Origin of the sequence: Clostridium oceanicum, from assembly GCF_039521385.1 — a bacterium.
Classification (GTDB): domain Bacteria; phylum Bacillota; class Clostridia; order Clostridiales; family Clostridiaceae; genus Clostridium_F; species Clostridium_F oceanicum.
Window position 1 is genome coordinate 449,522 of the sequence record NZ_BAAACG010000006.1, and the last position, 13,512, is coordinate 463,033.

Genomic DNA, 13,512 nt, shown 5'->3' on the forward strand with positions numbered 1-13,512 from the left:
AAAATGGAAAATAAAACAATTGATTGGAAAAACTTAGGTTTTTCATATGTTAAGGCAGATTATAACTTTATTGCTCATTTTAAAAATGGAGTTTGGGATGAAGGAAGTTTAACTGAGGATGACAAAATAACAATTAGCCAAGGTTCTACTTGTCTTCATTATGGACAACAATGTTTTGAAGGTTTAAAAGCATACAGCCATAAAGATGGTACTGTTTGTATGTTTAGACCAGACCAAAATGCTAAAAGATTAAATCAAAGTTGCAAAAGAGTTATGATGCCAGAAGTTTCTGAAGAATTCTTTGTAGAATCTTGCAAAAAAGTAGTTAGAGCAAATAAGAGATTTGTTCCACCCTATGGTAGTGGTGCTACTTTATATTTAAGACCGTATGTTATAGGCGTAGGTGACAATATTGGGGTTTGTCCAGCTAAAGAATACATTTTTGGTATATTTGTTATGCCAGTAGGTCCTTATTTTAAAGGTGGAATGTCACCGGTTAATTTTATAACTTCTGATTATGATAGAGCTGCACCAAATGGAACTGGAGCTGTTAAAGTTGGTGGAAACTACGCTGGAAGTATGCTTCCTCATGAATTAGCTGCTAAAGAAGGTTTTGCAGATTGTATTTATTTAGATCCTGCAACACATACAAAAATAGAAGAAGTTGGAGCTGCTAATTTCTTTGGAATAACAGAGGATAATAAGTTTGTTACTCCTAAATCGCCATCTATTTTACCAAGTATAACAAGAAGATCTCTTGTATATATTGCAGAAAATTATTTAGATATGAAAGTTGAAGAAAGAGATGTTTACATAGATAACTTATCTGAATTTAAAGAGGCTGGAGCTTGTGGAACAGCGGCTGTAATATCTCCAATAGGATCAATAACACATAAAGGTAAAAAACATACTTTTTATAGTGAAACAGAAGTTGGAGAAGTTACAAAGAAACTTTATGATACATTAATTGGAATCCAAAATGGAGATGTAGAAGGTCCAAAAGGTTGGATTGAAAAGATATTATAAAATAGACTAGGGATTTACTAGTTATTTATTTTAAATTATATAAAATTTACTGGAAATAATTATAAAACACCTTCTAGAATTGTTTGATATGCTCCCTTTATAGTAGACAGTTAAAATAATAAAACTGTCTACTATAAAGGGGCATTTTATTTGAATTTATTATTTATTTTGAATACTTATAGTTTAATATATTAAATATTATTAATTATTTTATTGAAATAAAATACCCTAATATATATATTATCCATAAATGTATAGGATAAAAAATATAAAATAGATATTTAGTAAATTTAGTGTTTAGTCCTCTTTTGCCATTATACATCATTATAAATGGAATGGATAATATTTCCGCCCATTGAAGATCATCTTGTAGTAAACGTATAAAAGAAAAATCTGGAGTATTCATAAAATTTATAAATGGGGAAATTATATTCATAAGTAATGATATAGAAATATAAGTTAATGTCATTTTTCTTTTTTTACCTCTTAAGAAATAAAAAATTAAAGTTGCAATAATTCCATGGATACTAGCTTCTGTAAATACTGATAATGTTATTACTGCTAAAGCTCCAATAATTCCTATAAATATGAATTTTATATTTTTTTTATTATTTTTAATCCATTCAATTATACTCATTAATAAAATAGACATTCCTAATGATAAAAATATATTATTATGAAGACCTGTATCTCTATTGAATATCATAACAACTAATTTACTTCCACAAAACATAATTAATGCCCAAGTAAAGAGTCTAATAGCATATTTGGTTTTGCTTCTTGTATGAAAGAATCCTTCTACTATAAAGAAAAAGAATATAGGGGCTACAATCCTACCTACAAGGTTAAAGGAAATGATTAAATTAAAAGGTAGGTTTGGAATATAAGTACTTATATGATCAAGCACCATTAATATCATTGCGAAAATTTTTAATTGAAAACTATTTAATTTCATGAAAAATGCCTCCTAAATATATAATGTTTTATGGTTATAAACTGATTATATATTAGGAGCTTTTAAATTAACTATCGATTTTTATTACACATATATTACAATGTTGTAATTGTAATGCATATACTTTAAAGTTATTAAGTGAATTTTATAGTATTATAAAAATCTATTATTAACAATTAAATGAATTTTTTTATTTAAGAGCTAGTTGATTTGCAATATTTTCTAGCAATTTTCAATATTTTATGATAATATATATATGCTGGATTGTTATATAAATATATACTTTTTTACCATAAAAGACTATTTAATATAATTTTCAGAATACATTTTGAGAGTAATTATATTTAATATTTCTAAAAATTTATGGAAAAAATTAAATATAACATCATTCTAAAGAAGGATTATGGCTTCTTTGAAAACATATCTTAAATTGAATGAACTCTTAGCATATTTTAATTCTTACAAATTTATCTTGAAGAACTTAAATAAAACAGAAACAAAGTAAGTTATTTCAGCAGAAAGGTTATATTATAAGGGGGAATACTATGTCAAAGAATAAAGATAAAAAGATTGTTTGGTATACGCTTGCGTTTATGGCGTTCTCTACTGTGTGGGGTTTTGGAAACGTTATCAATGGGTTTTCAGAATATAATGGATTAAAAGCAATTGTTTCTTGGGTTATAATTTTTGCACTTTACTTTGCACCATATGCTTTAATGGTAGGGGAACTTGGATCAGCATTTAAAGATTGTGGTGGAGGAGTAAGTTCATGGATACATGAAACTATAGGTCCAAGGCTTGCATATTATGCTGGGTGGACATACTGGATAGTTCACATGCCTTATATTTCACAAAAACCATCAGGTTTTATGATAGCAACAAGTTGGGCTGTTTTCCAAGATAAAAGAATTAGTTCAATGGATACAAAGATTATGCAGCTATGTTGTCTTATAATATTTTTAATAGGAATGTATATTGCTTCAAAAGGATTAAATCCACTTAAAAAATTGGCAACAATTGCAGGGACATCTATGTTTGTAATGTCTATTTTATTTATTATTTTAATGGTGGCAGCACCAGCTATTACAAATGCTCATTTAAATCCTATTGATTGGTCACTTAAAACTTTTATGCCAACTTTTGATACTAAATTTTTTACTAATTTAGCTATTTTAGTATTTGCAGTTGGTGGATGTGAAAAAATATCACCTTATGTTAATGAAATGAAAAACCCAGAAACAGGATTTTCAAAAGGAATGATTGCTTTAGCAATAATGGTTGCTGTATGTGCAATTTTAGGTACAGTTTCACTTGGAATGATGTTTGATTCAAATAATGTACCTAAAGACTTAATGACTAATGGTGCATATTATGCATTTCAAAAATTAGGAGAATATTATCATTTAGGAAATATATTTGTAATTATATATGCAATTACAAATATGATTGGACAGTTTGCTGTGTTAATAATATCTATTGATGCACCACTTCGTATATTACTTGATAGTGCAGATGAACGCTTTATTCCTAAAAAAATGTTTGAAAAAAATAAATATGGAACATATAAAAATGGACATAAGCTTATATTAGTTATTGTATCAATATTGATTATTGTACCAGCTTTAGGCATTGGTAACGTAGACGAGTTAGTTAAATGGTTAGTAAAATTAAATGCTGTATGTATGCCACTTCGTTATTTATGGGTATTTGTTGCATATGTTGCACTTAAAAAAGCAGGAAGTAAATTTAAGAGAGAATATTATTTTATAAAGAGTGATAAAATAGGAATGATTGTAGGAGTATGGTGCTTTGCATTTACTGCATTTGCATGTATTGCTGGAATGTATTCTACAGATATATTTAAATTAGCACTTAATATTGTAACACCTTTTGTTTTAATTCTTTTAGGTGTTATTATGCCTTATCTTGCTAAAAAGGATAATGAAAGTAAATCAAAAGGTATATCACAGTAAAGAAAATCCACGATATTTTTATATCGTGGATTTATTTTTATTTAGGAATTTATAAATTTTTTACTTATTATTTATTTTTATATTTTAAGATATGAAAAATATCATTGTTATACAATTAGATTTTAAATTAATACCATATTAAGTTAGTATTACAATTATTATTTATAATTTCATATATTATGGTATAATTAAAAATGACAAAAAAATAATTAAATCTATAAATCTGTTAGATTTTTAAATGCTATTATAGAATTTAATATTTAATAGGACTGGTTCGAGAACTCCCAGTATAAAAAACCAAAGATTTATTGGCTTACTATAGCTGTATCCTTTGGTACGGCTTTTTTTGATTGTATTAAAAATATAGATTTTTTATTAAGATTATTATTTTAGAAATTAGAAATTTTAATCTATAAAAAATAAATAAATTTATTACTTTTATAAATAAGCTGTACATATTGTTCTCCAATATAATAACAAAGGAGATAAGGATTATGGAAAAAAGGAGATTATTATTTAATATTAAACCTACTATTTTAAATAATGTATTTTATTATAAGGAGGAAAAGGAGTATGAATAAAATTTCTTCTTATAAAATAAGCGCTTTAGGATTAGGAGTAGCTTTAAATATTATAGGAACACTTATAGCTTTTAGTTTTAAAATTCCTATACTTATGGATTCTTTAGGAACAGTAATGATTTCAGCTTTAATTGGGCCTATATATGCTGTTATTACTGGAATATTAAGTTCTCTAGTTAGTGGAATAACTTTTGATATATATTCTTTATATTTTGCACCAGTTCAAATTTTTGTAGGGTTATTGGCAGGAATTATGTTTAACAAAGGGTATATGGAAGGTAAAAAAAGATTTTTAGCTGTGCTTTTAATTTCTTCTGTTTCCTCTTTTACAGGAGCTATAATTTCAGCTTTTTTATTTGGAGGAATTACTTCTTCAAGTTCTTCATATATAGTAGTTATATTATTTAATTTAGGGTTTAATAAAGTTTTAAGCGTGTTTTTAGTTCAATTTTTAATGGATTATATAGATAGATATTTGGCAGTTTCTCTAGTAATACCAGTATTAAAGAAACTTCCAATAGATTTAAAACAAAAATTAGTTTAAAATTTATAGCAATATTTATAAAAAAAGTATAAGATAGAACAAATATAGTTAAGTTTAAAATACATAATGTTAAAAACAATTTTTAAAATTAGAATATAATTTAGCGAGGTATTAAAATGAATAGATATAGTGTTATAGAAAATAAATTTCCAAGAGAAATACTGCTTTTAAAAGGATTTCCATGTGTTTGGGGAAAATGTACCTTTTGTGATTATATATTAGATAACTCCATTTCAGAAGAAGAAATAAATAAAATTAATTTTGAAATTTTAGAAAAAGTAACTGGTAAGTATAAAGTTTTAGAGGTTATTAATTCCGGTAGCTCTTTTGAACTTCCTAAAAAAACTCTACATAAGATTAAAGAAATAATAAAAGAAAAAGGCATAGAAAAATTATTTTTGGAAAGTCACTGGTGTTATAAAAATAAAGTAAAAGAAATGAGAGAATACTTTGAAATTCCTATAATATTTAAAATAGGAGTAGAAACTTTTGATTTTAAATTTAGAAATGAATTTTTAAATAAAAATGCAAAATTTAAAACTGTAAAAGAGTTAAAAGAGTATTTTGATTCTCCTTGTATTATGGTAGGAATAAAAGGCCAAACTAGAGAACAAATAGATAAGGATATGGATATAATTTTGAATAATTTTAATCACTCAACAGTAAATGTATTTGTTGAAAATAGTACTAAAATAAAAAGAGATGAAAAACTAGTAAAATGGTTTAAAGAAAAATATAAGTTTTTAGATGAAAATCCTAAGATAGAAGTTTTATATAATAATACAGATTTTGGAGTAGGGGACTAACTTTAGTCCTTTTTTTAGTATTAAGGAAATTATAAATCTATTAGTTTTTCTAGGAATGTATGTATTTGTTTATTTATAGATGGATTAAATTGAGTTTTTATGTTATTATAGTGCCTTGTGATATTAAGTATTAGGAGGAAATGTATGACGTTTAAACAAATGATAAGTGACAAAAAGAGCATAAGAGATGAAATGTTATCTGGACTTACCGTTGCATTAGCTTTAGTTCCAGAGGCTGTAGCTTTTGCTATTGTAGCAGGAGTAAAACCTTTGGTTGGGTTATATGCAGCATTTTTAGTTGGATTTATAACATCAATTTTAGGTGGAAGACCAGGGATGATTTCAGGAGCAACAGGAGGACTTGCTGTTGTAATGGTGGAACTTGTAGCTAAAAGGGGAGTAGAATATTTATTTTTAGCAGTAATTGTTATGGGAATTATTCAGATTATAATTGGATTATTAAAATTAGGTAAATTTGTAAGGTTTATTCCCCAACCTGTAATGCTTGGATTTGTAAATGGACTTGCCATTGTTATTTTTATGGCTCAATTAAATCAATTTAAAGTAAAGGGAAGTAATGGACAATTACAATGGATGGTTGGAACTGAGTTTTTTGCAATGCTTGGACTTGTTTTATTAACTATGGGTATAATGTATATCTTACCTAAGATTACAAAGGTAGTACCTGCAGCACTAGCTGCTATTGTAATTGTGTCTTTGTTAGTAAATTATTTAGGAATAGATACAAGAATTGTAGGGGATGTAGCTAAAGTTGGCGGAGGATTTCCAAAGTTTAGTATACCAAATGTTCCATTAAATTTAGAGAGTTTTAAAATAGTATTTCCATATGCCCTTATTTTTGCAGCAGTTGGATTAATAGAGTCTCTAATGACATTAACTCTTATAGATGAAATTACTGAAACAAGAGGAAGAGGCAATAAGGAGTGCATAGGACAAGGAGTTGCTAATATAGTTACAGGTTTCTTTGGTGGAATGGGTGGTTGTGCTATGATAGGTCAAAGTATGATTAATATTAATTCCGGTGGCCGAAAAAGATTATCTGGATTAACAGCATCTATATCTTTACTAATATTTATATTATTTGGATCAAGTCTTATAGAAAGAATCCCATTGGCAGCATTAACTGGTGTAATGTTTATGGTTGTAATAGGAACTTTTGAATGGGCAAGTTTTAGAATTATAAAGAATATACCTAAAAGTGATGCATTTGTTATAGTTTTGGTTTCAGTAGTTACGGTATTTACTGATTTAGCTATTGCTGTAGCAGTTGGAGTTATTGTATCAGCCCTTGTTTTTGCATGGAAAAAGGGAAAGAAAATAGATGTTGATCCTAAACTTAATAAGAATGGAATCAAAGAATATTATGTAAGAGGGGCTGTATTTTTTGGTTCAGCTCGTAATTTTATAGAAGCTTTTAATATAAAAGATGATCCTAAAGAGATTATTATAGATTTTAAATATGCAAGAGTTTTTGATCATTCAGGTATAGAAGCTATAAACAATTTAACAGCTAAATATAAGAATTTAGACAAAAAACTTCATTTAAGACATTTAAGCTATGAGTGTAAAAAATTAATAAAAGATGCAGATGATATATTAGAATTAAATATAATTGAAGATCCTAAATATCATGTAGCAGATAATGCTTTAGCATAATTTAGCCATATGAAAATCAATAACTAGCATACTAACTAGAGTTATTTATTTGAATGTATATTTACAAAAAAACCTTAAGATAAAATTTCTTAAGGTTTTTTATTATAAATTTATTTTGGTATAATATTTATAATAATTAGATTAGAGGAGAGATACATATGATAAAAGATAAGTATTCTCAATATATTAGAACTATTGAGCTTAAAAGAAAAGAAATAGATGATTTTGAATGTTATCCTTATAATCTTAATGCGGTTAAGTATTTAAATGAAATAAGTATGCATCCTAATGTAACTTTTTTTGTTGGTGAAAATGGAAGTGGTAAATCTACATTATTAGAAGCTATTGCAGTATCTTTTGGATTTAATCCTGAAGGAGGGACAAAAAATTTTAACTTTTCAACTTATGAAAGTCACTCTGATTTGTATAGATATTTAAAAATTATAAAAGGACTTAAACATCCTAAAGATGGATTTTTTTTAAGAGCTGAAAGTTTTTATAATGTTGCAAGTAATATAGAACAATTAGATAGTGAGGGGATTGGAGCTAGAGTAATAGATTCTTATGGAGGGGTATCATTACATAAACAATCCCATGGAGAATCTTTTATGTCAGTTTTTTTAAATAGATTAAATGGAAAAGGTATTTATATATTTGATGAACCAGAGGCAGCCCTTTCTCCTAATAGACAATTAGCTTTTTTATCTAGAATGCATCATTTAGTAGAAGAGGATGCCCAATTTATAATAGCAACTCATTCTCCAATAATTATGAGTTATCCCAATTCTAAAATAATTAATCTAGATGATAAGATGAAAGAAATAAAATATGAAAAAACAGAACATTATTTAATAACAAGAGATTTTCTTAATAATACTGAAAAGATGCTCCATTTATTAATGGAGTAGAATTAAAATGTTTTTTCTAAGAGTCTTAATTTAATTATGTATAAAGTTTATTCATATACAATTATAATATATACCAATAAACACATATGTTTTACATAGATATTTATTGGTATATATTTTTATTAAGTGTATTTAATTTTATCTTTATGATGCTTGAGTTTTGTTAACATAAGGAATAAACATTTTTTTATATTGCCATTTTGCAAATAGAAGGGAACATAAAGAAGATAGAAAATCTGATATAGGAAAAGCTATCCAAATACCTAATATTCCTAAATTAAAAGTTGAAGGTAATACTAAAGAAAGGGGTATAAAGAATATTATTTGTCTAAGTAAAGATAATACTAAAGATTCTTTTCCTTTACCAATAGATTGATAAAATCCAACAGCTGTCATATATATGCCTAGTATAGGATACATCATAATTATTATTTTTAAAACTTTACTACTTTCTTTGATTAATACTTTATCTGTAGTAAATAATTTAACAACTAGTTCTGGTGTTAATAGTATTAATGCTGTTAGTATGGCCGAAATAAGTGTGGATATTATTAAGTTTATTTTGATTGTTTCTTTTATCCTAGATATATTTTTGCATCCTAAATTAAAACCTACAAGAGGTTGCATACCTTGAATTAGTCCAGATAGCGGCATTTGTATAAATAAAGTAAGTTTATAAACTATTCCATATACTGAAATAGCTTCATTACCACCATATCTATATAAAGAATAGTTTAATATAAGTGTAACTATACTCATAGATATTTGGACTGTAAATGCAGATGAACCTATTGATAACATTTCTTTTAATATATCTTTATTTAATTTTAGGTATTTAGGTTTGATCTTTATAGAAGACTTTTTTAGAAAATAATAAAAAACATATAAAAAACTTAATCCTTTAGATATAGAAGTTGCAATACCTGCACCACTTATTCCTATTTTAAATACATATATAAATAAATAATCTAAAAATATATTTGCAATCATTCCTATTATCATTGAGTTCATAGCATCTTTAGCATTTCCTTCTGCTCTAATTAGATTATTTGAAGCAACACAAAGTGGAAAAACTAGTACACCAGGAAACATAGCTCTAGCGTAATTTGTTGCATATGGAATAACTTCACCAGTAGCTCCAAATAATTTAACGATATTTTCTGCAAATATCAATCCTAATATAGAAGTTATGATTCCAAATAATCCAATAGTTAAAAATAAATTTCCACTAGCAATACTAGCAGATTCTAAGTCTTTACTTCCAAGTTTTCTAGAAACAATAGAACCAGTACCAACACCTATTAATAATCCAAAAGATAATATTATTATTTGGATTGGAAGATAAATTGTTAATCCTGCGATTCCTAAAGACCCTACTCCTCTTCCTATAAACATTGTATCTACAATGTTATATATAGCATTTACTAGCATTGCAATGGTAGCTGGAATACTTAATTTCATCAAAGCTTTAGATATTTTTTCTTTTCCTAGTATATAATCTCGGTTCATATAAAATCTCCTTTTAGTTGTGTTATGCAACTATTATAAAATAAATAGTTGTAATTTGCAACTATTTTTATATAAAATATATTATATGAATGTGTTTTATAGGATAAATAAATATGGATATATATCTATATTTATTAATAGTGGTTCTATTAGATTTATTTTATTAGTAAAATAATCTGTTTTTTAAATTGTTATAAAAAAACTGAATAATAATAGTGTAAAAGGATATATTGAAAGTAAAATGTTTTTATAGTATATTTTTTATAAAGATACAATTGGATAAAATATTAAGCTAGAAAAGAGGATTTTTAATGGATAGGAAAGATGAAAAGTTTATTACTACAAGAAAATCTTTTGGTAAATATATAAGTGTTATATATAAAAATCAAAATTATTATATAGGGAAATATATAGAAAAATATAATTTAAATAGAACTGAGTATAAATATTTAATTCAAATATATGAAAATGAAGGTATCTGTCAAGATGATATAGTTAATATATTAAAAGTTGATAAGTATGAAGTGGCAAAAGGTGTAAAATCTTTAATTAAAAAAGGATACGTTTATAAAGAAAAAGATGAGATAGATAAAAGAAAGAATAGGCTTTATATAACAGAGTTAGGAAATGAAATAAAAAGTGGAGTCATAGAAATTTTAAAAAAAACATCGGAAATTTTGACTAAAGGATTTAAAGAAGAAGAAAAAAATCTTGCTTTTGAATTTCTTTTGAAAATGGCAGAAAATATGGGGGATGAAGTTAGTAAAATAAAAGGAAATAAATAAAATAATCTAAAGTAAAATATTCCAAATAAAAAAGCACTTAGTCTTTTGAAGCTAAGTGTTTTTTGTCTATATTTAAATTGTACATTAACCCTATTACAACTAAAATTCCTCCAATAATTTTACCTATAGATATTTTATTTAAAGTAAAGTAATCAATTATAATTCCAACAAACAATTGTCCTATAAACATAAGAAGTGTTAAGTAAAAAGAAGACATTTTAGGGGTTATATAACTTGATAAAACAATTACAATAACTCCAGTAAGTCCTCCTAAATAAGCCCACAAAGGTATAGAACTTAGTTTTATAGTAGATAAATTTAATTTTTCATTTGTTAAAAATAAAAATATAAATGAAAATATTAGTCCAAAAACATAATTAAGAAAGGTTCCTTGAAATATACCTATTTCTTCTGCTAAATTAGAGTTTATTATTCTAGCAACTACAATAGAAGATCCAGCAAGTATTGCTAAAATTATATAAAAAAACATTGTATGCCTCCTTTAAAGAATAGTCATTATAAATATTCCTAAAATAATAAATGATAATCCAATATATTTTTTCTTTTCAAATTTGATAACTTTCATTTTAAGTAATCCAAAATGATCTATTAAAATTGATGTAATAGATTGTCCAAGTAGTCCTAAGGAGATAGTTAAAGATGCTCCAAGATGTAAAAATCCTAGGTTAGTAAAAACAACAGAAAAAACTCCAATTGCACCGGCACTGTATAAATATAATGGTATTCCTTTTTGAATTTTCATTTTTGATTTTGTTATTATAAGAACAAATATTATAGAGAAAAGTCCAACAATATGAATTATTATACTGGAATTATAATTTCCTAAAGTTTTTGTCAAGGTTCCATTAAAAAGAATCATTATAGCTATTAAAGCACCGATAAAAGTTGAAATAAAATTATTCATAATTTGTCCTCCTATTTAAAGTTCAAATCTAATTTAACATGAAAGACTTGCTAGCAGTTATGACATATGTCATACTGTTGAAAGGAATTTAAATTATTTTTAAATATTATAGTTTAATATAAAATAAAATTTATTAGATTAAAGAGGAATAGCATGAAAAAATTAAATGATATTAAAAAAATGAAAAAATATATTTTAAAATATAAAATAAATGAAATTTTCACAGAGGATATGACAGAGTACATGAATTTATTTTTCTTTAGAAAAAATGAACATATATGCAAAGAATCTGTTGACATGAGATATCTATTTTTCTTTGTAGAGGGAAAAGTGAAGGTATATATAACATTACCTAATGGTAAATCTTTGCTTCTTTGCTTTTATGAAAACTTTAAGGTTTTTGGAGATGTAGAAATGATAGATTTAAGGGAGGCATCTTCAAACATTCAAGTAGTAGAAGATTCATATTGTATTGGAATATCTTTAAAAGATGTAAAAGCTCATTTACTTAAAGATCCTAAATTTTTAAGATTTGCTTGTACTTCTTTAGGAGAAAAATTAGGAGCATGTTCAAAAAATAGTTCTATAAATTTGCTTTATCCACTTAAAAATAGATTGGCAAGATATATATTAGTTACTGATGAAGAAGTAACTAATAATGGAGAGAGAATAATCAAATTTGATGGAAATTTAACTGAAGTATCAGAACTTTTAGGAACAAGTTATAGGCATTTACTAAGAACATTAAAAGATTTTTGTGACTATGGTGCTATAAAAAAGAAAGAAAATTATTTCGAAGTTATAGATGAGAAGATTTTAAAAAAACTTGCATTAGATGTATATAAATAATAGAGTTTCTACTTTAGAAATTAGTATATATTATTGTTTTTAAATTACAATATTTATTTTTAAATTACAAATCATTTATATTAAACTTTTAAAATATTATGTATAAAAGTGGTATGTATACCAGCTATTTATCATATGTTAAGTATTTTTGTAACATTTGTATACAACAATTTTACAATTAAAATATTATTCATATATATTAATAAAATATAATTAATTTGTAACAATGTGAGATAACTAAAGATTAAAATAATTAATATAAGATTAAAAGATTGTAGTTTAACATATTGATTTAATGTTTTTCATATACAATATTAAAAATTTATTAAAGGGATGTTTTTTATGAATAATAATGCTATTAAAATTATTTTAGCAATTATAGCAGCAGTGATAGTATGTACTATTTCTATTTCGGCGTTTTTAAATATAAATGAAATATCAGATAACTTAAGAGTTTTATCTATTGATAGAGTGCAAGATTCAAGGGTTTTAGGAATAAATAATAAGTATAAATCTAATGAGAAAAAAGATTATGATGATGTAGTACAGGATAAAGGAGCACAAGATGATTGGATTTATTGTTCTACTAGAGACAATAAATATAATTTGAATAATATAAAAAGAGATTATAAAGAAAAACAATATAGTTCATCTTTATATAATGATGACATTAATAAAAAGTTTAGCTTTATAGTAACTTTTAATATAAGGGTAAAAGAATCTTTTGTTAATGGAAAAAATATATTTATATTAGATAGTTCAGGAAAGAAAATAAACACTAAACTATCTATAGAAAAAAATAATAAAAAAATAAAAATTACTCCACTAGAATATTATGAAAGAGATAAAGAATATTATTTATACATAATAAGTAGTAATATTGATAAAAAAAATACTAATCCTATGAATAATATTAAAATAGATTTAAATATGGAATTTTGGTAAATGTATTTACTAAGATTTAAAGATAAAAT

13 protein-coding genes and 1 riboswitch are annotated in these 13,512 nt (G+C 25.1%); of the genes, 9 read left to right on the forward strand and 4 right to left on the reverse strand.

Annotation, left to right across the window (positions count from 1 at the left end; all coding sequences use genetic code 11):
• Nucleotides 1–3: 3 nt before the first annotated feature.
• On the forward strand, nt 4–1,026 hold the full coding sequence (locus ABDZ71_RS05570) for a branched-chain amino acid aminotransferase (protein WP_343759665.1): 1,023 nt from the start codon (nt 4–6) through the stop codon (nt 1,024–1,026).
• Between the two features lie 205 nt (nt 1,027–1,231).
• Here ABDZ71_RS05570 and ABDZ71_RS05575 read toward each other — a convergent pair whose 3' ends face one another.
• Complete coding sequence (locus ABDZ71_RS05575; RefSeq protein WP_343759668.1) at nt 1,232–1,981, reverse strand: TraX family protein; 750 nt, start codon at nt 1,979–1,981, stop codon at nt 1,232–1,234.
• A gap of 545 nt (nt 1,982–2,526) precedes the next feature.
• On the opposite strand from ABDZ71_RS05575, the gene ABDZ71_RS05580 reads away from it, so the two are divergent.
• The 5 genes from ABDZ71_RS05580 to ABDZ71_RS05600 all read left to right on the forward strand — a co-directional run bounded on the left by ABDZ71_RS05580 (nt 2,527) and on the right by ABDZ71_RS05600 (nt 8,470).
• Nucleotides 2,527–3,954, forward strand: a complete 1,428-nt coding sequence (locus tag ABDZ71_RS05580; RefSeq protein ID WP_343759670.1) for an APC family permease — start codon at nt 2,527–2,529, stop codon at nt 3,952–3,954.
• A gap of 263 nt (nt 3,955–4,217) precedes the next feature.
• Nucleotides 4,218–4,261, forward strand: a riboswitch (PreQ1 riboswitch).
• 266 nt (nt 4,262–4,527) lie between these two features.
• Entirely contained in the window at nt 4,528–5,079 is a 552-nt protein-coding gene (locus tag ABDZ71_RS05585) for an ECF transporter S component (protein ID WP_343759672.1), read from the forward strand.
• Between the two features lie 116 nt (nt 5,080–5,195).
• The gene (locus tag ABDZ71_RS05590) at nt 5,196–5,885 is read left to right on the forward strand and encodes a radical SAM protein (RefSeq protein WP_343759673.1); all 690 of its coding nucleotides are present in this window, start codon (nt 5,196–5,198) and stop codon (nt 5,883–5,885) included.
• A 144-nt stretch (nt 5,886–6,029) separates the two neighbouring features.
• Complete coding sequence (locus ABDZ71_RS05595) at nt 6,030–7,562, forward strand: SulP family inorganic anion transporter (protein ID WP_343759675.1); 1,533 nt, start codon at nt 6,030–6,032, stop codon at nt 7,560–7,562.
• A gap of 158 nt (nt 7,563–7,720) precedes the next feature.
• Nucleotides 7,721–8,470 carry an AAA family ATPase gene (locus ABDZ71_RS05600; protein ID WP_343759678.1) on the forward strand — a complete coding sequence of 250 codons (750 nt, stop codon included), beginning with the start codon at nt 7,721–7,723 and terminating at the stop codon, nt 8,468–8,470.
• Between the two features lie 144 nt (nt 8,471–8,614).
• Here the strand turns inward: ABDZ71_RS05600 and ABDZ71_RS05605 are convergent, their stop codons facing one another.
• Complete coding sequence (locus ABDZ71_RS05605) at nt 8,615–9,979, reverse strand: MATE family efflux transporter (protein ID WP_343759680.1); 1,365 nt, start codon at nt 9,977–9,979, stop codon at nt 8,615–8,617.
• Nucleotides 9,980–10,290: 311 nt separating this feature from the next.
• Here ABDZ71_RS05605 and ABDZ71_RS05610 point away from each other — a divergent pair, with 311 nt between their 5' ends.
• Nucleotides 10,291–10,764, forward strand: coding sequence for a MarR family winged helix-turn-helix transcriptional regulator (locus ABDZ71_RS05610; protein WP_343759683.1), 474 nt, complete (start codon nt 10,291–10,293; stop codon nt 10,762–10,764).
• 37 nt (nt 10,765–10,801) lie between these two features.
• Here the strand turns inward: ABDZ71_RS05610 and ABDZ71_RS05615 are convergent, their stop codons facing one another.
• Together ABDZ71_RS05615 and ABDZ71_RS05620 are read right to left on the reverse strand one after the other, a co-directional pair.
• On the reverse strand, nt 10,802–11,254 hold the full coding sequence (locus tag ABDZ71_RS05615; RefSeq protein WP_343759685.1) for a DMT family transporter: 453 nt from the start codon (nt 11,252–11,254) through the stop codon (nt 10,802–10,804).
• Between the two features lie 12 nt (nt 11,255–11,266).
• Nucleotides 11,267–11,692, reverse strand: coding sequence for a DMT family transporter (locus ABDZ71_RS05620; protein WP_343759956.1), 426 nt, complete (start codon nt 11,690–11,692; stop codon nt 11,267–11,269).
• A gap of 150 nt (nt 11,693–11,842) precedes the next feature.
• Here ABDZ71_RS05620 and ABDZ71_RS05625 point away from each other — a divergent pair, with 150 nt between their 5' ends.
• The gene (locus tag ABDZ71_RS05625; RefSeq protein WP_343759687.1) at nt 11,843–12,538 is read left to right on the forward strand and encodes a cyclic nucleotide-binding domain-containing protein; all 696 of its coding nucleotides are present in this window, start codon (nt 11,843–11,845) and stop codon (nt 12,536–12,538) included.
• A 342-nt stretch (nt 12,539–12,880) separates the two neighbouring features.
• Complete coding sequence (locus ABDZ71_RS05630) at nt 12,881–13,483, forward strand: hypothetical protein (RefSeq protein WP_343759688.1); 603 nt, start codon at nt 12,881–12,883, stop codon at nt 13,481–13,483.
• Nucleotides 13,484–13,512: the final 29 nt, after the last annotated feature.

Bases quoted from the DNA above. Each gene is read 5' to 3' on its own strand.
- ABDZ71_RS05570 (WP_343759665.1), top strand. From the start codon at position 4: ATGGAAAATAAAACAATTGATTGGAAAAACTTAGGTTTTTCATATGTT.
- ABDZ71_RS05605 (WP_343759680.1), bottom strand. From the start codon at position 9,979: ATGAACCGAGATTATATACTAGGAAAAGAAAAAATATCTAAAGCTTTG.
- ABDZ71_RS05575 (WP_343759668.1), bottom strand. From the start codon at position 1,981: ATGAAATTAAATAGTTTTCAATTAAAAATTTTCGCAATGATATTAATG.
- ABDZ71_RS05610 (WP_343759683.1), top strand. From the start codon at position 10,291: ATGGATAGGAAAGATGAAAAGTTTATTACTACAAGAAAATCTTTTGGT.
- ABDZ71_RS05625 (WP_343759687.1), top strand. From the start codon at position 11,843: ATGAAAAAATTAAATGATATTAAAAAAATGAAAAAATATATTTTAAAA.
- ABDZ71_RS05615 (WP_343759685.1), bottom strand. From the start codon at position 11,254: ATGTTTTTTTATATAATTTTAGCAATACTTGCTGGATCTTCTATTGTA.
- ABDZ71_RS05595 (WP_343759675.1), top strand. From the start codon at position 6,030: ATGACGTTTAAACAAATGATAAGTGACAAAAAGAGCATAAGAGATGAA.
- ABDZ71_RS05600 (WP_343759678.1), top strand. From the start codon at position 7,721: ATGATAAAAGATAAGTATTCTCAATATATTAGAACTATTGAGCTTAAA.
- ABDZ71_RS05580 (WP_343759670.1), top strand. From the start codon at position 2,527: ATGTCAAAGAATAAAGATAAAAAGATTGTTTGGTATACGCTTGCGTTT.
- ABDZ71_RS05585 (WP_343759672.1), top strand. From the start codon at position 4,528: ATGAATAAAATTTCTTCTTATAAAATAAGCGCTTTAGGATTAGGAGTA.
- ABDZ71_RS05630 (WP_343759688.1), top strand. From the start codon at position 12,881: ATGAATAATAATGCTATTAAAATTATTTTAGCAATTATAGCAGCAGTG.
- ABDZ71_RS05590 (WP_343759673.1), top strand. From the start codon at position 5,196: ATGAATAGATATAGTGTTATAGAAAATAAATTTCCAAGAGAAATACTG.